14 protein-coding genes are annotated in these 19,588 nt (G+C 48.6%); 7 read left to right on the top strand and 7 right to left on the bottom strand.

The features are described 5' to 3' along the window. Positions 1–122: 122 nt before the first annotated feature. Complete coding sequence (locus NX720_RS23900) at positions 123–1,295, top strand: cation:proton antiporter (protein WP_262598034.1); 1,173 nt, start codon at positions 123–125, stop codon at positions 1,293–1,295. A gap of 2 nt (positions 1,296–1,297) precedes the next feature. On the opposite strand, the gene NX720_RS23895 is transcribed toward NX720_RS23900, so the two are convergent. Beyond that, complete coding sequence (locus NX720_RS23895) at positions 1,298–2,749, bottom strand: DUF6937 domain-containing protein (RefSeq protein ID WP_262598033.1); 1,452 nt, start codon at positions 2,747–2,749, stop codon at positions 1,298–1,300. Between the two features lie 321 nt (positions 2,750–3,070). Here NX720_RS23895 and NX720_RS23890 point away from each other — a divergent pair, with 321 nt between their 5' ends. Further along, the gene (locus tag NX720_RS23890) at positions 3,071–3,193 is read left to right on the top strand and encodes a hypothetical protein (protein ID WP_262598031.1); all 123 of its coding nucleotides are present in this window, start codon (positions 3,071–3,073) and stop codon (positions 3,191–3,193) included. A 50-nt stretch (positions 3,194–3,243) separates the two neighbouring features. Here the strand turns inward: NX720_RS23890 and NX720_RS23885 are convergent, their stop codons facing one another. Beyond that, complete coding sequence (locus NX720_RS23885; protein ID WP_262597167.1) at positions 3,244–4,881, bottom strand: IS1634 family transposase; 1,638 nt, start codon at positions 4,879–4,881, stop codon at positions 3,244–3,246. A gap of 62 nt (positions 4,882–4,943) precedes the next feature. On the opposite strand from NX720_RS23885, the gene NX720_RS23880 reads away from it, so the two are divergent. The 3 genes from NX720_RS23880 (at position 4,944) to NX720_RS23870 (ending at position 11,091) form a co-directional block, all read left to right on the top strand. Continuing rightward, on the top strand, positions 4,944–6,209 hold the full coding sequence (locus NX720_RS23880; protein WP_262598029.1) for a hypothetical protein: 1,266 nt from the start codon (positions 4,944–4,946) through the stop codon (positions 6,207–6,209). A gap of 3 nt (positions 6,210–6,212) precedes the next feature. After that, positions 6,213–8,645 carry a glycoside hydrolase family 2 protein gene (locus NX720_RS23875; protein ID WP_262598028.1) on the top strand — a complete coding sequence of 811 codons (2,433 nt, stop codon included), beginning with the start codon at positions 6,213–6,215 and terminating at the stop codon, positions 8,643–8,645. Between the two features lie 88 nt (positions 8,646–8,733). Next, positions 8,734–11,091, top strand: a complete 2,358-nt coding sequence (locus NX720_RS23870; RefSeq protein WP_262598027.1) for an alpha-galactosidase — start codon at positions 8,734–8,736, stop codon at positions 11,089–11,091. Between the two features lie 241 nt (positions 11,092–11,332). Here NX720_RS23870 and tnpC read toward each other — a convergent pair whose 3' ends face one another. Continuing rightward, positions 11,333–13,006 (bottom strand): IS66 family transposase, encoded by a 1,674-nt coding sequence (gene tnpC / locus NX720_RS23865; protein ID WP_262595368.1) that lies wholly within the window; start codon positions 13,004–13,006, stop codon positions 11,333–11,335. A 98-nt stretch (positions 13,007–13,104) separates the two neighbouring features. Between tnpC and NX720_RS23860 the strand changes: the two genes are divergently transcribed. Next, positions 13,105–13,671 carry a TetR/AcrR family transcriptional regulator gene (locus NX720_RS23860; protein WP_262601652.1) on the top strand — a complete coding sequence of 189 codons (567 nt, stop codon included), beginning with the start codon at positions 13,105–13,107 and terminating at the stop codon, positions 13,669–13,671. 74 nt (positions 13,672–13,745) lie between these two features. Here NX720_RS23860 and NX720_RS23855 read toward each other — a convergent pair whose 3' ends face one another. The 3 genes from NX720_RS23855 to nudC form a co-directional block, all read right to left on the bottom strand. Continuing rightward, positions 13,746–15,530 carry an alkaline phosphatase family protein gene (locus NX720_RS23855; protein ID WP_262598026.1) on the bottom strand — a complete coding sequence of 595 codons (1,785 nt, stop codon included), beginning with the start codon at positions 15,528–15,530 and terminating at the stop codon, positions 13,746–13,748. Positions 15,531–15,709: 179 nt separating this feature from the next. Continuing rightward, on the bottom strand, positions 15,710–16,777 hold the full coding sequence (gene sohB, locus NX720_RS23850) for a protease SohB (RefSeq protein ID WP_262598025.1): 1,068 nt from the start codon (positions 16,775–16,777) through the stop codon (positions 15,710–15,712). Positions 16,778–16,972: 195 nt separating this feature from the next. Then, positions 16,973–17,776, bottom strand: a complete 804-nt coding sequence (gene nudC / locus NX720_RS23845; RefSeq protein ID WP_262598024.1) for an NAD(+) diphosphatase — start codon at positions 17,774–17,776, stop codon at positions 16,973–16,975. A gap of 226 nt (positions 17,777–18,002) precedes the next feature. Here nudC and NX720_RS23840 point away from each other — a divergent pair, with 226 nt between their 5' ends. Next, complete coding sequence (locus NX720_RS23840) at positions 18,003–18,656, top strand: aquaporin (protein ID WP_262598022.1); 654 nt, start codon at positions 18,003–18,005, stop codon at positions 18,654–18,656. Between the two features lie 116 nt (positions 18,657–18,772). Here NX720_RS23840 and dnaQ read toward each other — a convergent pair whose 3' ends face one another. Further along, complete coding sequence (gene dnaQ, locus NX720_RS23835) at positions 18,773–19,465, bottom strand: DNA polymerase III subunit epsilon (RefSeq protein WP_262598021.1); 693 nt, start codon at positions 19,463–19,465, stop codon at positions 18,773–18,775. Positions 19,466–19,588 lie beyond the last annotated feature (123 nt).

The following is a 19,588-nucleotide window of genomic DNA, read 5'->3' as shown; positions in this document are numbered from 1 at the left end:
TATCTCACGTACGCCCACCTACGTGTATACTGCAAATTATTTCGGCTTGTTCTTAGCAGTCATTTATCCAGAACTGCCAGTTCAAGTCACTGTTTGATCATCGTTTTTGCGGGCAAGTATCAATGGAAAGTGGTTCCCTGCTTTTTTCCTTTTTTCTGATTTTCAGTGGGGCGGCTGTCCTTGCCTCCGCCGCACTGTTTACACGTCAGCCACTGATTGTCGCTTACATCGTGCTTGGCGCAATGTTTGGTCCTTACGGTGCGGAACTGGTCACCGATACGGACCTGCTGCATGATATCGCTCATATTGGCATTATCTTTCTGCTGTTCCTGCTGGGGCTCGATATGCAACCCAGCCACCTTGGGCATTTATTGAAAAAAACCGCCACCGTTGGCTTGATCAGTTCAGTGGTTTTTGCTGCCGCTGGCTATCTTATGGGCTACCTGTTTGGCTTCAGTCAGACAGAAGCGATTATCTGCGGTGCCACGATGATGTTTTCAAGCACCATTATCGGTATCAAACTGTTACCCACCACGGTACTGCATCATAAACATACCGGTGAAATGCTGGTCAGCCTTTTATTGTTGCAAGACTTAATGGCAATTCTGGTGCTGCTACTGCTTTATAACTTTGATGGAGGCTTCAGTAACAGTCAGTTTGATATTTTATTAGCGCTGGCTGCCCTGCCCCTTCTTATTTTTTCCGCATTTCTTGCGGTTAAACTACTGCTGTTACCCTTGATGGCAAAGTTTGATCGCTTTCACGAATATCTGTTTCTGCTGGCTATTGGCTGGTGTCTTGGCTTTGCTGAACTGGCTCATACCCTTCACCTCTCTTATGAAATTGGTGCATTTATTGCGGGAATCAGTATCGCGACCAGCCCTATTGCTCAATACATTGCCATTAACCTTAAACCTTTGCGGGACTTCTTTCTTGTCCTGTTCTTTTTCTCCATCGGAGCCAGCTTCAACCTGAGTCTTCTGGCTGATGTGTTTATCCCGGCACTGGCAATGAGTGTTGTTTGCATGCTGATGAAACCGGGAATCTTCGGCCTGCTGCTCAAACGGGTCAGTGAAAAGGAATCCACCGCCTGGGAAGTAGGATTCCGACTGGGACAAACCAGTGAATTTTCGATCCTGATTGCCGTTCTGGCCACAGGACAATTACTACTGGGGGAAATTGCTTCTCATGTCATTCAGGCGACTGCCATCATGACGTTGATACTCTCTTCTTATGTTGTTGTATTCCGATATGAGTCACCCATAGCGATCAATGAAAAACTGAGAAGAGACTAAAGTCAGCTCCTCCTCTTCAGAGCAAGCTCTACGGTTTTATAGGCACCGTCGTATACCCCGGCAGCATTGGCTTTGAGGATGTTCTGGCACATGGTTTTAATCAGGCTCTTTTCCTCAATCAGCAGTTGCAGCATCTGAATAGCCGCATCGGTTCTTTCAAACTCAATGGTGCCGTCACCTATTTCAGCCGCCCTGATGGCACCATAAGCTTCATGTCCGCCCACCCGTTTGATCATCAGTTTCGGAACCGGGTAAAAGGCCAGCTCGCTGGGTTTTGTCACCATCAGGTCGGTAATACGCATCAACCGGTTGGTCGAGTAAACCGCAGAGAAAATGTCCTCATGACAGAAAGCGTGAATACCCTCAAGATGGTCGTTGTCCGTGTCCGTGAGCGCAACAACATCATCCCATTCGTTGTCGTACAGTCTGGCCAGTTTCCTGAGCCCTGGCAGCTTATCGGTCAGCTGATTCCATACACTTCTGTAATCACCCACATTAATAAAAAGACACACCCTGCGAGCCTCAACCAGAGGCAACAAATGACCAATGATGGCCAGGAAGGTATCAAACTGGGCTCCTGCACCGCCAACCGTCAGAAGTATTCTCAGGGGCTCACCGGCTTCTATCCGGCTGACTCGTTTATTGCAGTCCGCCTTCAGGTCTTTCAGCAATTCATGGTCAATAAAGTGACCTGCATGGGTGATGCTGTCGGCGGGCATGGGCTTTAACAGCCTGCTTTTATCCATACCGTTGAGTATTCGATAGCCAAAATAACAGGAAGGGGTCTGAACAACGTGATGTGCTCCCTCTGCCAGATGCAGCGCCATGGGCCAGTTGTCGGGGATGACACTAATGACATTGCTGATACCCGCATGGACTGCGGCCTGGGCTGGCCAGGTATGGGTACCGATAAACGGCATATCCTTAGGAATATGGCTCAGAACCGGAGCCATCAACTCACTCACCCGCTGGTCTTTGGCATTGAAGCTCAGTTTTCTGAAGCCTTCGCTGTTCAGTTTTTCCCAGAACAGACGGTTGAACAGGGAATATTGCTGGGACAGTCGTGACCCCAGTGAATAAAGTTTGTTCAGGTGCTGTATGACCTTCCCACCGGTGGTCTGTTTGCAAGCTGCCAGGTCAAGCCAGTAAGGGGTGTAGCCGAAATGGTTAACCGCAGAGGCAATAGCCATGGAAATCCGGTAATGACCATAACCCATGCGTATATTGCCAACGATAATGCCTTTTTCTGAATCAATAGGCTGACCGGTTTCGCTGACAGTAAGGTCATGGATACCGAGCCATGGCTGCATAATTAGGTTTTCGTTACTGCTCAGTGGATAAGACAGGTGACTGTCATCGCCGAATTTCTTTTCAAAGCTCGATTTTGTCCGGTTGGCTTTTCTTATAACAGACGGCGACTGTCTGTTACCAAATACGCTTGAAGTATTATCCATAAATATCACCTGTTCTCTTTGGCAGAAGCCCCCACGTAACGTGAGATGATTTCATATTTATTATGTCGAATAGTCTCAGTGATAAAAACATGAAATTTAATCACGTTTGATTCAGGTCATAAAATTGGAAAGTAATTTCAGCCAGTCAGTTGATTACCAGAAATTGACAAACATCAACAAACATGAAAGTTAATCATGTTTGTTGTTGACCCCTGGATTAGCTGGTAGCACTATTCATTACGATAAATATGAAAATAACTCACATTAATGGCGTCTGATAGTCAGCCTGCGGGGCTTCAGGGCCATTAAGTCCGGGGGAAAGTGAGAAATGAAACTGAAACCACTCAGTTATGCAGTCGTAATGGCATCGTTGTCTCTGTCAATGGCGGCAAACGCCAGCTGGGACGCTTTTTTGAACGACTCCACTTTGAACACCAAAGTTAAAACAAATATCTACAATATCGGTGGTTCCTATCCGTCATTCAGCACCTATATCAGGAATAAATCTCTTGGTACGATCGGCCAAGAATTGAAATGATGGTTAATTGCCTCTCCTGCAAGCCAACGACATGTTTTTCATGACCATCGACTAATAAAACATTAATTCCCTGAAAGCAAAAAAATACCCAGCGTGCAGTCGGATTCTGATAGGGCTTTCGCTTCATATCCGGAAAGAACCTACTCTGACGCTTTAATTCATGCCTGATTCGATGCTGTATCGCTGCGTAGACTAACAGACAAAGCGTCATCACCATAAGCAACGCTTCTATACGTTCCGGCTTCTTTAAAAACAGCGAGGAGACCAGAAATTCAGGGCTTTTCAGAAACCGAAATCCACGCTCCACCGACTGCTGTGATTTATAAGTGCTCAACACTTCTGCTGAACTTAGCTGGCTCTTGTCCAGATTGTTTGTTGCCAACACAAAGCACCCCAGAGAGGCCTCTGCTACTTCACGACAGTCAACAGATACCCAAGGATGACCGCTGACATAATACTCCACGCTATCTGGTTTGCTGTCTTTCTCCGGACGTCCCGCTTTGGTATAGCATGGTTTTGTCGTAATTACAGGTTCTGCCTGACAATAATTGCTTTTTGATTGCCACTCATTGAACGCACGCAATGCGTCCGTTTCACACTTGAACGGTTTCTTCGCCAGCTTGCTGGTCAGTGCTTCCGCTTCTTTTTCTGACTTTTTCAACAGTTTTTTGAGCAGTGTTTTCTGTTCGCTTTTCCGAGCCTGTTCACTGCGAATCAGAACCCACCGTTGAGATACATCCGCATAGTCGGACAGTACTTCGCAGCTCTCATAACCTTCGGCACCTTCAACCGGTGTCATCGCACAAGAAGCGACACTGTCCACAAGCTCTCTTGCGGCTTTTATTTTAGCCGGAACCCGGGTGATAAACTGTTGCTCTTGCTGATGTAATATACGTACATTGTCTGTTGTGTAAAGTGCAGCATCGCCGATCAGGTAACGATTATTCAGCGCCTCTTTGTAGCATTTCAAATGCTTGCTGATGACTTTTTTAAAATTAGTGTTGTCGTTTATATTGCCACTGGATGCGGCCATGAATACGGGAATACCCGCCTGATTTTCAGTCATTAGGAGCAGTATCGCCTGATTTAATTCAGGTCGGTGATCTCTGCTGTATCCACGACAGATTTTAATGCAGTTCAGGTCTTCTTCATCGACTTCAGACTCACTGTTATAACGACCGTCCACATGAAAGCTGGTTGAATCAAGATTCAGAGCATTACACGGCAGTTTCAATACATTAACGGCCTTGACAGCCAGTGATAAATAGACCTCACTTACACCCAGTTCAAAAATTTGATCCAAGGCTCTGCCGAGTACACTTTCGTTGATATGTTCCGGCTCTATACCCGGTCGAATAAGTTTATCCAGTGGCTTGTCGGCGTGAAACTCAGGGAACATGTGGAGTGTGCGAGCAGTGAAGCCCAGTCCGTTAAGCAGCATTGAGACAACGGTTTCTCCGAAGGAAATCTTTCTGGTTTCAGATTGGTTGGGAACCAGAGAATCCAGAAGGTTAGCGATCCCGAGCTCTTTGCACATACCGGCCACCAACCCAGTATGGTCGATGCGTTGAATGTGAAATTGATGAGGTTGCATGGCATATGCTCAGTCTGAAAATTTTTTACATTTTAGATGGTTTTAGGAAATTCTCAGATTAAGTGCTGAATGACGGTTCCTATAACTACAGTCTTGTTGGTGCACCTGTCACCGGCAAAAACAAGATTGAGATGGATGAGATGGGTGCCTCGCTCTGGATGGACTGGCAGTCCGGTTATCTTAACGATATGTTCGGAGTGCAGCTGGGTTACCAGTCTGCCGCGCCTAACCTTTATAACAATGGCTACGTTGAGGCGCAGAACTCAATGGTACCGGGAATAACGGTAAAATCCGACTATGCCCGATATTATGAAGCCACTCCGGACAGCGCAGTAGTCGGGAAAGTGAGTAACGCCAATCTGCAGATGCGTCTGGGAGACGATGAAAACTACACCAAGCTGTCTGTCGGTCGTTTTACGCCCACCATCTATAACCTGCTGCACCGCCCGGATTACATTTATTATGCGACCCACGAAGTGTATGAGGGAGCCTCGTTAACCGGTGAGCTGAACTGGAGCTGGGGCATGATTCAGCCATGGTTCAACTACTTCACGGGTTACAGCAACTGCCATACAACCGGCACCGTACGTTTTAAGGATGACCTGAAAGAGGGTGTGGGTTCCGGTTATTTCGACAAAATCTATAACGTCGGCTACCACACAGAAACGGATTACTTTACCAGCAGTGCCTCTTATTCCGTAGCACCTGATTATCAGAAAAACGGCCTGGTTGAAGTCTACACCGGCATTCCCCTGAGCTATCTGGCAGGCAACCCGGATGGCGACAGAAGCAAAATTCTCAAGTTTCTGATCAAGTACGGTATGGAAGAAGGCACTGGCAAGCTGAATTCTGACCATAAGACCGATGTCGTAGAATACGGGATCGGCATTGATACCGGTGATTTTGACCTGCTGGCCGGCGTCACAAAAATTGGTAAAGAAAGCTTCCGTGGTTTTGAGACCCAGGATGGTTATAAAGCGGGTGGCGGCACTGCCGTGTGGGGTGACCTGGCGGTATTTAACAAATTCGACCGGGCCAACCAGACCACTTACTTCCTGTTTGGTGGTTATAACCTTGATAACGTTGGTTTTCAGAAGTGGCGGATTCAGGGGGTAGCGGCCATGGCTACCGATACCGACAGAAGCAAAATGAGCGTAGTTGAGCAGGCACTGGTGGCAAAAGAGGACTACACGGAAATCAACCTGGAGCTGGCATACAACTACCGGGGCGAGGGTCTGGGCTACCGGTTTATGGTCGGAACTGATACCAATATGAAGGTCAGTGGCTTTGGTCTGTTCATTGAGTACAACACGGATATATTGAAGTAAACCATGAGAAAAGACGTTCATCTGAATTTTGGCTGGCAGTTTGTCGGGCAGGTGCAAGAACCACACATCGCAGACATTGACTGGGCAGAGAAAGCCTCTGTGGTTGATATTCCTCATACCAGTCAGGAGCTGCCCTGCAATAATTTTGATGAGCGTTCTTATCAATGCCAATCCGCTTATCGAAAAACCCTTGATCCTGACCTGTTTACCGGCGTATCCCATGCTCTGCTCCGGTTTGAAGGCGTTATGGTGTCGTGCAAAGTGTTCATTAATGAGACACTTGTCGTTGAAAGTGACTCAGGCTTTCTGCCCTTTGAAATCGACATTCTCCCTTATGTTCACCGAGACCAGCCAAGTGAACTGCTGGTGCTGGTGGATGCCAATGAAAACCCGGAGATTCCACCTTTTGGCCATGTGGTTGATTTCCTGACTTACGGTGGTATCTATCGGGAAGTCCGCCTGACATTGCTGGAACACGTCTATGTTCAAAATGCACGGATCGTCACTGAGTTGAGTCATTCCAGGCCGGATAGCGACAGCACCCCGGCACAGGTTCACGCTGACCTTTACCTTAACAATCCGGCAGGAGCAAATCATGAGGTAACTCTGGATTTACGGGTCAGCGACCAGCAAGGTAACACGACTCATCAGGAGCGATTTACCCGAACACTGTCGGGTGCTTCAGAAGAAGTCTGGTCACACACCCTGTCCATCACGGACAGCGATATTGAGTGCTGGAGTCTTGAGCAGCCAACCCTCTATACCCTGGAAACGAAGCTTTCAGGCAGCAAACCACTGGACGCCAATGAGTTCCGGTTTGGGTTTCGTAGCGTGGCGTTTCGTCCGGACGGGTTCTACCTCAATGGCGAGCGGTTGAAGCTGGTGGGGCTTAACCGGCACCAGTCCTACCCTTATGTCGGCTATGCCATGCCGGAAAGCGCCCAGGCCAGAGATGCGGAGCTGCTGAAGTTCGAGCTGGGCTGCAACTGTGTGCGCTCATCCCATTACCCACCCAGCCCGCACTTTCTCGACCGTTGTGATGAAATCGGGCTGCTGGTCTTTAATGAAATACCCGGCTGGCAACATATTGGCGAACAACCTGCCTGGCACCAGCGAGCCCTCGATAACGTTCACGGCATGATTGAAAGAGACTGGAACCATCCGTCTGTTTTTATCTGGGGCGTGCGCATCAATGAATCAGCGGATTGTCACAAACTGTATAAGGCGACCAATGCCCTGGCCCGACAACTCGACCCAAGTCGTCCAACCGGAGGGGTTCGGTGTATTGCCAACAGCGAGTTGCTGGAAGATGTTTATACCTTCAATGACTTTTCCCATACCGGGCGTAATGCGCCCTTGCAAAAGCGACAGCAGGTAGCAGGGGCAGAGGTGCCCTACCTGGTGACAGAACACTGTGGTCACATGTTTCCCACCAAAGCCTCTGACACTCAGGATCGATTGCTGGAACACGCCCAGCGCCACGCCAGAGTGATCAATCAAGCCTTCAGCAGTCATGAGTACTCAGGCGCAATCGGATGGGTCATGGCCGACTACAACACCCATGAGGACTTTGGCAGCGGCGACCGGGTCTGTTATCACGGCGTTCTGGACATGTTCCGTGAACCCAAATACGCTGCGGCGGTCTATGCCAGCCAGCAGGACCGGCATCCGGTTATGGAGCTGGCAGGCAACATGAAAAACGGTGATTATGATGGAGCGCAATTTGGTGCACTCTGGGTCTTTACCAACTGTGACAGCATCAGACTTTACAAAAACGACCAGTATCTCCAGACCTTTTATCCTGACTCCCGGGGTTTTCCCCACCTGCCACATCCGCCGGTTATTCTGGATGACTTTATTGGTGACCAGATTGCCCGTCATGAGTCGTTCAGCCCTCGGGAAGCTGACAGTATCCGGCAGCTGTTCTCGGCGGTTAATCGTAAGGGGCTGGACGGATTAAACCTGTGGGAAAAAGCCAGAATGCTCTGGCTGCTCAGGAAAAACGGCCTCTCCATTGAAGATGGCATTGGCCTGTTTGCCAAATACATTGGCAACTGGGGGGACGCATCCGCCAGCTACCGGCTGGAAGGCTACCGAGACGGACAGTGTGTGATTCGCAAAACCCGTGGCAAGTCACGGCAGGCAGTGCTTGAGGTAAAAGCAGACAACACTTGTCTGACACAGCGACAGACCTATGATGTGACACGGGTGAGCATACGGTGTCTGGATGAGGATCAGATGATACGCCACTACGCCAGCGACCCGGTACAGATTAAAGTCAGCAGCGGATTATTGCTGATCGGCCCTGTCCTGCGGACACTCAGCGCCGGGCAAACCGCTTTCTGGGTCAGAACAGCTGGGGTTAAAGGGCAGGAAACGGTTACCGTTACCTCTGACCGGTTTGAGACTCAGACTATTACATTACAGATTGACTGAAATATCGCTGTTGGCTGTTGATTGTATGAATTGCCAAAAGCCAAAAGCCAAAAGCTAAATTGAAGTGTGATAAACAAGAACCTTGTGAATGATATTAATTAACAATGAAGAACAGGTGTTTCACCTGCAGACCCTTAACAGCAGTTATATCCTGAAAGTATCTGACGCTGGTCATCTGTTAAACCTGTATTATGGCCCCCGGCTGCAACACCGGGAAACCCTGTCTCACCTTAACCATACGGCTCAGGTGAAGCTGGGATCAACTACGGCCTATTCTGCATCTGATGAACGCTACTGCCTGGAAACCCAGAAGCTGGAAGTAGGCACTGCCGGTAAGGGCGACTATCGTGAGCCCAGCCTGCATATCACCTACTGTGACGATGGCAGCAGTACATCGGACTTCATTTTTGACCGCTTTGAACTGAGCCCTGACAAACCGGAACTGTCTGGGCTACCCCACAGCCATTCCCCATCAGATAACGACCTTTCCCTGACCATTGTTTTGCGGGAGAAGCTTAAACCTGTTGAGTTGCATCTCCATTACACCTGCTTTGAAAAGACCGACGCTATTTGCCGCAGTATGACCATCATCAACCGGGGCTCTGAGCCCGTTGTGCTGAACAAAGCCTGCAGTGCCAGCCTTGATTTGCCCCGGGCCGACTTTGAGGCGATTCACCTGTCTGGCAAATGGATTGCCGAAGGACAGCTGCAACGGCACGGGCTCAATAAAGGTGTGTTTTCCATTGGCAGCTCCAGGGGAGTGAGTAGTTCCAGCCACAATCCTTTTATGGCGCTGGTCAGCCAGGATAGCAAGGATGACTATGGAAGCTGCTATGGTTTTGCGTTGGTTTACAGCGGTAATTACAAGATAGCGACCGAAGTCTCACCTTACGACCAGACCCGCATTATGCTCGGCGTGTCAGACCTTGATTTTGCCTGGCCATTGTCTGGTGGTATGCACTTTACCTGTCCGGAAGTACTGATGACCTTCAGTCATAAAGGGCTGAACCCGATGAGCCGTAATTTTCACGCTCATATCCGCCAGCATATTATTGCCCCGACATGGCAAGACCAACCTCGCCCGGTTCAGGCCAATAACTGGGAGGCCACTTATTTCAATTTTGATGAAAGCAAACTGATAAGTCTTGCCCGTAAGGCACGGTCGCTGGGGGTGGAGCTGTTTGTACTGGATGATGGCTGGTTTTCCAACCGTAATGATGAGTCTTCCGGATTGGGCAACTATACGGAAGACCGGAAAAAACTTCCGCAGGGGCTGGCAGGCATTTCCCGGAAAATACGACAGCTGGGTTTGCAGTTCGGCCTCTGGGTAGAACCGGAAATGGTGTCAGTGAATAGTGACCTGTATGCAGAGCACCCGGACTGGGCTGTCACTATTCCGGGGCGTGAGGCTTCGCCGGGCCGGCAACAGCTGGTGCTGGATATGTCGAACCCGGCGGTTGTAGACTATCTTTACCAGCAATTATCCGACGTTTTTCACCGGGCGAAAGTCGCCTATGTTAAATGGGATCATAACCGTAATCTCAGTGACGTCTATTCCAATCATTTAACGGCAGAGCAGCAGGCTGGGTTTTATCATCGTTATGTGTTGGGCTTGTATCGCCTTCTGTTCCGGCTAAAAGCAGCGTTCCCCAATATTTTATTTGAGAACTGCTCCAGCGGTGGCAACCGCTTTGACCTGGGAATGGCCTTTTTTATGCCCCAAACCTGGATCAGTGATAATACTGATGCCCATGAACGGGTTAAAATACAGCAGGGTTTTTCATTGTTATATCCTCCCTGCTGCATGAGCGCTCACGTCAGCGGGCATCCTTCGCATCAGGTACTCCGGCATACCCCGATTGAGTCACGTTTTAATGTCAGCTGCTTTGGTCTGTCAGGCTACCAGCTTGATTTAACGACACTCACTACCTATGAGGAAAAAGTGATTCGTCAGCAGGTCAGCTTTTATAAAGAGCACCGGACATTGTTGCAGCAGGGGGTGTTTTACCGGCTATCATTGTCAGCCGCTAACCAACAGGCCTGGATGATAATGAAGGAAGATCAGAGTGAGGCCATTGTCGGCTTTTTCCAAGGGTTACAGGTGAGTAATCCGACCATGAAAACCATAAAACTGCCCATGCTGAAGCCTGATGCTGTCTATCGGGTTAAGAGCCGGGAGCAATATCAGAATATCAGACAGTATGGTCATCTGGTGAATAAGGAGCTTCCGGTCACCATTAAAGACCGGGGGGTTCTACACGGTATTATTGCCAACCGCTACCTGCTTCCGGTGAGTTCAGAATCTTACATCATGCCCGGCGATCAGCTTCAACACATGGGAATTCCCGTTAAAAGTCAGTTTACCGGTACCGAGATAACCGAACATGTGTCACATATTGGTGATTTTGGGTCGCGGATCTATCACATAAGAGAAACTGAGGCTTAGGGTATATCGTTGTGTAAAAGCCCGGTATATTTCTGATGGCTACTGACCTAAGATGTCTGACCGATAGGTAAGCCGTCTGGTTTGTCCTGGCGGCTCATTTTTACTGACAGATTTTACCGACAGAGCGATAGGGTTTCAGAATGGATTTAGAGCAGGTGACGAACCGACGCGTAACTTTTCTACAAACCGCTTCAAAATTAGCAATTAAGACACCGCTTTTCCCTATTGTTGCCTCCAATTGTTATACCTTTGGCGGATCATGATTGCGCATTTCACAAAGCCGCTCCTCACTCATTAACCAGGGCAGATAAGGAGTGAGATCATTAGGTGGCTTCCTGCCATTTATGGCACAAGCCTCAAGATAGGCACCCAGCCAGATTTTTGGATTAATATCCCAAAGCTTTAGCGTCATAAAAACGCTGAATAGAAAAGCGGCTATATCAGCACTCCATACGCTGCCAGAGCCGTAGTAATTCTTCCTGCCAACGACACCTGTGCGCAGTGCTTGCTCTGCAGCGTTGTTATCCATGGGGATACCGGGATCAGTGACAAAGCGGGTCAATCCTTCCCAGTGATTCTGTAGACTTTCGAGCACTTTTTTCGCTCTGACTCGCAGTTTAGGACGATTAAGTTCCTGATCCCTCTGGATTGCCATCTGCTCTACCTGATGTTCAAGCCGTAACTGCTGTGTTGCTAGCTGCTCTGGTTCATCAAGCACTTCAAGTCGCTGACTATTAAGATGATATAAACGACCAATCCTGTTCACCCAGGTGGCGCTCCATTTCTCCAACTCCGGATCACCTCGTTGAGCGTCAATAAAATCCCGCCTGACGTGAGCCCAGCAGAAAGCTAAATTAATAGACACCGCATCATTCGCAAGCTTTTTGTACGCTGAGTATCGGTCACACACCAGCGTTCCAGCCCCGTCACCAATGATCGACTCTGGTACGACAGCCGCACGGGTGTCAGCAATGCTGAAATAAACCGCCTGATCACAGAGAAATACCCAAAGCCAATGTTTGTGAGAACCTGTGGTCTCATGTGCCCAGCTGATCCACCGGGTTTCATCAGCATGCCACTGATCGCTACTGGCGACGAATTCCCGAGTAGCTTCGGCAACCGGCTCAAAAAAGGGCGTTATAGCTTCCAGGCCAAAGGAGATGGTCGCCTGCGACAGTTCCAGTCCCTGAGTCTTATAAGACTCAAGTTGCCTGTTTATGGGGATGCCGTATGCGTACTTATTCAGCAACAGCTCCACCCAGACAGAAATACCAAGCTTTCCTTTGTTGATGAGTCTTGGTGGAGGTGGTGGAGTAGTAATATTGGGCGTTTCAGGGCACTGGCAAGTTTTTTGGTAATGCCTTCGGTGATAACGACGAACGTGAGCCTTAACTTCAACTTCAATTACGTCGCAGCTGTCGTCATTGAAAAAAGACTTGAATGGCCGGTGACAGACTGTACAACACTGTTTGTCCACTGGTAAGTCTACAGACTCATGAACCACTGGCAGGTTGTTGTGAAGATGGCGACCAGAGCCGGGGACTCCGGGCTGGTGACCTCGTTTTCGATTTGAAGGTGGCCGGGTAGTATTGCCACTTTTCTTTGAAGAAGAACTGGTCTTCTCTGATTTACGACCGAAAAGCAAGTGCTTCATGTGTGCCAGTTCTGATTTCAGATCAGCGACCTGGGTGTTCAACCCAGCCATTTCGGCTTTATGCTGAGCGATAAGAGAGGCATTTTTAGCCAATACTTTTTTCTCTCGGCCACAGGCCGCCTTCCACATGGCATGCCAGAGGTTGGCCTGCTGTTTTAGCTGGATGTGTTCCTGCTTGGTGAGGATGACCTGCGAGGTAGCAAAGGGGGCAGGCAGTAATGCAGGTGTTGTGCCTGATCCTGAAACATGAGCATTTTGCATACTCTAAAAGTAGACGACTTTGAGCTTATGTTTAGTGGTTTGTAGAAAAGTTACACCGACGCAGCCCCTCTCAGCACAGGAGCCGGGCCAGAGTGACCATGATTCTGGAGACCGTCAAAATCCTGATTGAAGAAAAAGGAATTGAACACCTCAAGGTGGCCGACATCGCCAAACGTGCCGATACGTCCATGGGGTCTATCTACCAGTACTTTTCCAACAAGGATGCCATTGTTCTGGCGCTGGCTGAGCATTTTACAGAAACGATCCACGGCATTGTCGACCATAACCTGCTTGAGCTGAACACTTTTGACGACCTTCGTCGTTTTATGTTGAAGAATTTCGATGATATCTATCGGTTGCACAGGAATGAACCTGCGTTACGACAGATCTGGTTTGATTCAATCAATCCGGAGCTGAACCGGCTGGCTATTGCTGACTGTCAGATTAATACGGAAAAAATCTATCACCGTCTGGTTGACCATTTTGAGCCAACGGATAAAGCCCTGCTGCGTCGTTTTATTCTGTTAATGTGCTACCAGTTTGGCAATATCATACGGTTATGTTTCGAAACCGATGAAAGTACACCGGAGCAGCTCCGCGACCTGTTCATTGAGATGATGGTGGTCAATGCACCTGAATATCTCAGGGAAAAGGTCAGCTCCTGAAGTTCGCAACTTAAGGCTGTTGCCCGTGAAAACCTCCAGCGCTGCCGGAGGTTTTCGGTTGATTTTCAAACACTTTATGGGGCTAGCAGTCCAGGCCAGCTATTGCCGTTTGTTGCTGCCGGATAACCGCTATCGATTCGGTCGTTGGCAATGCTGTAGCGGATATATTGCTGATTCTCCAGGAAGAAGTAAGCACGATCATTGTTCCATTTGAGGGTAGCAATGATTTCTGTAGCATAAGGCTCAAGTCCGGGCCAGTTGGCATTATTCGTTGGACGCGGATAACCGGCATCTGCCTTATCATCTCCAAGATCAAACCTTACGTAATCACCGGATTTGAGAAAGAAGTACACCTTATCGCCTTTCCAGCGCAGAGTCGCTGAAATCGACGTAGCGTAGTTTTCCATTCCGGGCCAGGTATTGGCATCAATGGCTTTCGGATACCCATCCCTGACCTTGTCGAGTGTCAGGTTATAAGAAAGATAACGTCCATCGGCAAGAAAAAAGTACGCTGTCGTTGAATCTTTGTAAAAGCTGGCAACAATCAGCTGTTGGTATGGCTCAAGACCGAGCCAGTTGTTGTTGTCTGTTGGCCTCGGATAGCCTGAAACAGAGCGGTCTGTCACTTTGTTATAGCGAATATATTGAGCGTCATTTCTGAACATATAGGATCGCGTGGTATCCCAACTGAAGGCAGCATTGATATCGACTGTATTTAACCGGTAGGCCACTGGATTAGCATTGAGTGACAGAACGTAATCTACAAACCCAGCATCACTGGGTTCAGGATCGCGCCATTGTTGGCTACTTGCCTGAATGGTCTCAACGGGAAGATCATTTTTAAATATCTCAACCAGCTGGTCACTGTCGCTGATCCAGGTCAGTTCACCACGGTTTCCCTTCATCAGTTTTCTTACCCCTACGTCACCGTAGAGTGATGGACTGTCCATTTTCCACTCTTGAGCGAGAGGAGCCCCCAGCCAGGCAAGCACTGTAGGTGTCAGTGCTGTCAGAGCCGGATATCCATACAGGCCAGAATAATCGCTGTTTGCCGGAACAGTATGTTGGGTGAATTCCTCATTCAAAGACTGATTACTGGCAATAAATACGGTTTTTTCACTTTCTGACTGACCACCATGCCCTGTTCCGCTACCCGGCGTCCGGCCATGATCAGTGGTCACCAGAACCAGCCACTCGCTGTTTGTATTTTGTTCAGATTGATCAATAGCGTCCAGAATATCACCCAGTCTCTGGTCCGCTTCTCTCAAGCTCTGGTCATACTCTGAGCCAAAACCGTGATCATGTCCGACCCCATCAGGTTCATCCAATTGAAGAAATATAAAGTCAGTGTTTTTATTGATCTCTTCAATAGCGGCGCTGGCAACATTGCTGTCTGTTAAGCCACTTTCCACACGATCAATCAAGGACAGGTCATTGGCAAAATATTGTGTATGAATGGACGACCAGTTAATGATAGATGCCTGAGTCAGGCTGCTGTCGTAGTTGTGAATATGCCGGAACAGACTGGGATAATCAGGACTGGCAAGCCCTGAACTATTGGTCGAAACCTTATGTTTATCCACCCAGACTCCTGTTAAAACGGTTGTCCAGCCTGGTCCACTGGAAGTGGCCTGCTGGCTGTTCTCCCCAGCTATGCCACCAACATAAGCCTTGCTCATTTCAAGGCGATCAAAGTTAGGGGGGCTGACTCGCCGCAATTCCTCATATTGAACACCATCAAAGCCGATGAGTATCGCTCTTTTTTGAGCCTGCACCGATGAGCCTGCAATACAAAGCCACAACGCAACTGTGCGTGCAACGATGCGTGCAGCTATGGGTAGTACGTTTTTCTCGTTCATTGTGTTTGTTCATTCTTATTCGCTAAGAAACCTTCAAGTGTCCATCTTGAAGAGTGGTTGCAACCGCATAATGCAAGAATGATCTTAGGGCGGGGTTATGACGGTATGATGTTATTTTTTTTAACGAACTGAAAAAAGTGAGCCATTGGGAAAATGGCTCAACAAGACTGATACAAAAATTAGTGAAAGCGTTCAGTAGAAAGGCGTTCCCACCATTTCAAAAGCGTATTGTCCAGCGCGTGGTGAGCAGCGAGCCCAAACTTTTCCGGTAAACCTTTCTTCATGCTGTAAGCGATATGGATAATATCTGTGCTGTCGACCTGGTCATAGATATACTGGTCACTGGTTTTGATTTCATCGACCAGATTTTTATCGATGGCTTTCTGTCCGTACCAGATTTCACCCGTCGCCACTTCTTCAATCGTTACCTGATCTCTGGCAGACTTAACAAAATCCTTGAACAGCTCATGGGTATCTTCCATATCCTGTTTAAACTTCTCCCTGCCTTTCTCGGTGTTTTCACCCAGAACCGTTAGCGTACGTTTATACTCGCCAGCCGTATGGAGCTCAATATCAACATCGTTCTTTTTTAAAAGCCTGTGGAAATTGGGCAGTTGCGCCATTACCCCGATGGAACCAATAACAGCGAATGGGGCGGCCAGAATTTTATCCGCAGTACAAGCCATCATATAGCCACCACTGGCGGCCACTTTATCGACAGCAATGGTCAGCTTGATGCCTTTATCACGAATACGCTGAAGTTGAGAAGCAGCAAGGCCATAGGAGTGCACCATCCCTCCCCCACTTTCGAGACGAATCAATACTTCGTCTTCTGATCTGGCAATACCCAGTACTGCGGTAATTTCCTCACGGAGCGAAGAGGTTGCGCTGGCCTTGATATCACCATGGAAATCCAGAACAAACAGCCGTGGTTTAGTGATGTCTTCCTGTTCTTCTTTCTGCCTGGATTTCTTTTTAGCGGCTTTTTCAGCTTTAGCCTTTTTCTTGTTATCTTTTGCCTGTTGCTTGAGCTGCTCGGCAGTTAACAGAGATTGTTCAAGTCCCTCTCTGAGTTCTTTGTAATGATCATTCAGTTTATCAATTTCAAGATGTCCTTTTCTGGCCTTTCTGGCCTTTGAGCCAACAGCAGTGACAACTACGATAAGAATCACGAGTGTCGCAATCACAGTTAACGCTTTGGCCAGAAACAGACCGTACTCTGCCAGATACTCCAAGAGAGCCTCCATTCAATAAAATCAGTTACAGGGACATAGCATAACTGATTTAACCGCAGCCTTCCTGATAAATGCTGATGGATGTCAGTTAGGACGCCTTTAATCAGCAATTCAGGGAATTGCTAAAAGCGGCTGCGTCAGCAGCCAACAATCTTTTCAGACTAACAACGAGGCAGGAAGTAGCTTTTTGGATTTAAAATCTTAAAATTATGATTGTATAAATTTATCAATCAGTTTTCGGGCAATGGTAAACCCCGGCGGAATGGGTGGCAGCTTGTCCAGCTCGAACCAGTCGCCCTGGCACAACTCTTTATTGTCGAGCTGAATCTCACCGGACTCGTACTCTGCATGAAAACCCAACATCAGGGAGTGCGGAAAGGGCCAGTTCTGGCTGAAACAGTATTTGGGGTTCTTAACCTTGATGCCCGTTTCTTCCAGAACCTCCCTGATGACCCCTTCTTCTGCACTCTCACCCGGTTCAATAAAACCAGCCACGGTGGTAAACACTGGATTATCCCGGACATGGCGGTTGTGCATGACCAGCAGCACTTCCTGCTGGTCATGCGTTGCCCCACGATGGACAAGCACAATAATACAGGGGGATATTCTGGGGTAATAACAGGCTTTGCATCGACTACAAACCATTGCCCACTCCCCTGCCTTGCCTTCACACCGGGTTCCGCACCGGCCACAATAACGATGGTCCCTTTCAGCAGTAAGAATCTGCAAACCATGACTGAGCAAAAGTGTCAGCGCTTCATCCTGCAACGCAAGCACCGACCTGACCGGCGTTTGTTCCGCTTCCGGAACATCCTTTTGAAAGGTGACGGCCACCGGTTTGCCGCCATAATGCCCGATCACTACATGATTGCATTCACTGAAAAGCTGATTATTGCACCAGAGCCACTGGCCAGGTTGGGGATGAAACACACAACCTTTGCCCACCACCAGCCATAGTTCAGGTTGCAGGTCAGGGTTACGCCCCATTAAGGGCTTATACATTTGCGTCATAAGTAGTCACGACTCTTTAAATGGTTTATCAGTTATCGATGATAAACCAGTTTTTGCTGTAAGCAGCGGCCTTGCAGCGCAGGAGCTTAAATATTTATCTGGATTTTTGCTGAAGTCACTCAGGTTGGGCATTTTTTTGTGTGCAAGAGTTTGTACCTCCTGCCACACTTGCTTTCGACACACAAATTCGCCGTATCCCTGCGCATGGCGTAGAAGGAGGAAATCCATGTGTCCTAAAGCATTAACCGCCGAGTTTATCGGCACATTTGCCCTTATTTTCATTGGTGCCGGTACCGGCGCATTAGCCAGCAGCCTGGTGGCCGTGGCTTTAGCCCACGGCTTGGTGATACTGACGTTTGCTCTTGCTTATGGTCGCTTGTCGGGCGCTCATTTTAACCCGGCAGTCACGATTGGCCTCTGGCTGGGGCGGGTCATCAAAGCCCCGGTAGCCGCTGCCTATATTGTCGTTCAGTTGGCAGCAGGCATTATTGCCGCAGCCATTCTGAATTATGCACTGGGCTCCAGCGCAGGCACTCTGGGCGCAACAACTCTGGCTGAAGGTATCCCCCCCTTGTCTGGTGCCATTATTGAAGGCATCCTTACCTTCTTTCTGGTTAGCGTGATTTTCAGTACAGCCGTCTCCGGCAAGTCAGGCAACTTGGCACCAATTGCCATTGGCCTGACCCTCGCAGGTGCTATTTTAATGGGCGGGAGTGTTACTGGCGCATCACTCAATCCGGCAAGAACGATTGGCCCGGCAGTCATCACCGGCACATACAGTAATATCTGGGTCTACATCGTCGGCCCTATCCTTGGGGGAATGGTCGCAGCCATCCTGTATACCTTTTTTCTGAAAAGCGCTGAAGAGCCTGCGGTATAAAATAGAGCTGATCTCAGAAACAACCCTTCCGAATAACCACCCTGACCACGGCAGTTAGCACTCAGCCAATTTGAACGGCGGACTCTGCCGGTGTCAGGGTAACCTGGGAGCCTAAGTTAAAGAAGAGAGCTATCCTGCCCTATTTTTTCCTGCTTCTCACGATGCAACTGCATCTCTTCAGCCGTTGGCCTGATCACGCGCGTGAGAGGTCGCCCTTCAGGCAGACGGCGAATGGTTGAACCATCAACATCTTCACCACCAATTCCCCCCAGCAACAGCGATGTCTGACCGCCCGTCATAGCAAGGTAAACTTCCGCCAGAATCTCCGAGTCAAGCAACGCCCCATGAAAAACCCGGGAAGAGTTATCAATAAAATAACGTTTACACAGGGCATCCAGGTTATTTTTCTGTCCGGGATGTTTTTTGCGCGCCAGTTCCAGGCTGTCGGTTATGGTGCAGTAATCTTCAACCTTGCCCAGACCCCGCCTGAGCAGCTTGAGTTCATGGTTGAGGAAGTTAACGTCAAAGGTGGCGTTATGGGCAATCATCTCTGAATCTTTGACGAATGCCAGAAAGTCATCCACCACTGCACTGAACAATGGTTTGTCTTTTACAAACTCATTGGTGATGCCGTGTACGGCAATAACCTCCGCATCCATCTCTCTTTCAGGATTGATGTAAACATGGAACGTGTTGCCCGTCAGTTTACGGTCGATCATTTCGACACAACCGATTTCTACGATCCGGTGACCACTTTTGGGATCAATACCCGTGGTTTCCGTATCCATCACAATCTGTCTTGCTGCCACAATAAAGTCCTGTGAGCTATAGCTCCCTGAATATAAGTGTCCTGATTATATCAACCAACGTCATAGAATTCGTCAGTGTTTGTCTCAGGATTTCTGAGGGTGGCGGGAAAACGACTTCCTGAC

The sequence above is a fragment of the Endozoicomonas euniceicola genome (genome assembly GCF_025562755.1).
GTDB classification, from domain to species: Bacteria; Pseudomonadota; Gammaproteobacteria; order Pseudomonadales; family Endozoicomonadaceae; genus Endozoicomonas_A; species Endozoicomonas_A euniceicola.
The sequence above is the reverse complement of the archived record's forward strand: the minus strand, read 5'-3'. Positions and strand labels throughout refer to the sequence as shown.

Bases quoted from the DNA above. Each gene is read 5' to 3' on its own strand.
- NX720_RS23900 (WP_262598034.1), top strand. From the start codon at position 123: ATGGAAAGTGGTTCCCTGCTTTTTTCCTTTTTTCTGATTTTCAGTGGG.
- NX720_RS23895 (WP_262598033.1), bottom strand. From the start codon at position 2,749: ATGGATAATACTTCAAGCGTATTTGGTAACAGACAGTCGCCGTCTGTT.
- NX720_RS23885 (WP_262597167.1), bottom strand. From the start codon at position 4,881: ATGCAACCTCATCAATTTCACATTCAACGCATCGACCATACTGGGTTG.
- NX720_RS23875 (WP_262598028.1), top strand. From the start codon at position 6,213: ATGAGAAAAGACGTTCATCTGAATTTTGGCTGGCAGTTTGTCGGGCAG.
- NX720_RS23870 (WP_262598027.1), top strand. From the start codon at position 8,734: ATGATATTAATTAACAATGAAGAACAGGTGTTTCACCTGCAGACCCTT.
- tnpC (WP_262595368.1), bottom strand. From the start codon at position 13,006: ATGCAAAATGCTCATGTTTCAGGATCAGGCACAACACCTGCATTACTG.
- NX720_RS23860 (WP_262601652.1), top strand. From the start codon at position 13,105: ATGATTCTGGAGACCGTCAAAATCCTGATTGAAGAAAAAGGAATTGAA.
- NX720_RS23855 (WP_262598026.1), bottom strand. From the start codon at position 15,530: ATGAACGAGAAAAACGTACTACCCATAGCTGCACGCATCGTTGCACGC.
- sohB (WP_262598025.1), bottom strand. From the start codon at position 16,777: ATGGAGGCTCTCTTGGAGTATCTGGCAGAGTACGGTCTGTTTCTGGCC.
- nudC (WP_262598024.1), bottom strand. From the start codon at position 17,776: ATGACGCAAATGTATAAGCCCTTAATGGGGCGTAACCCTGACCTGCAA.
- NX720_RS23840 (WP_262598022.1), top strand. From the start codon at position 18,003: ATGTGTCCTAAAGCATTAACCGCCGAGTTTATCGGCACATTTGCCCTT.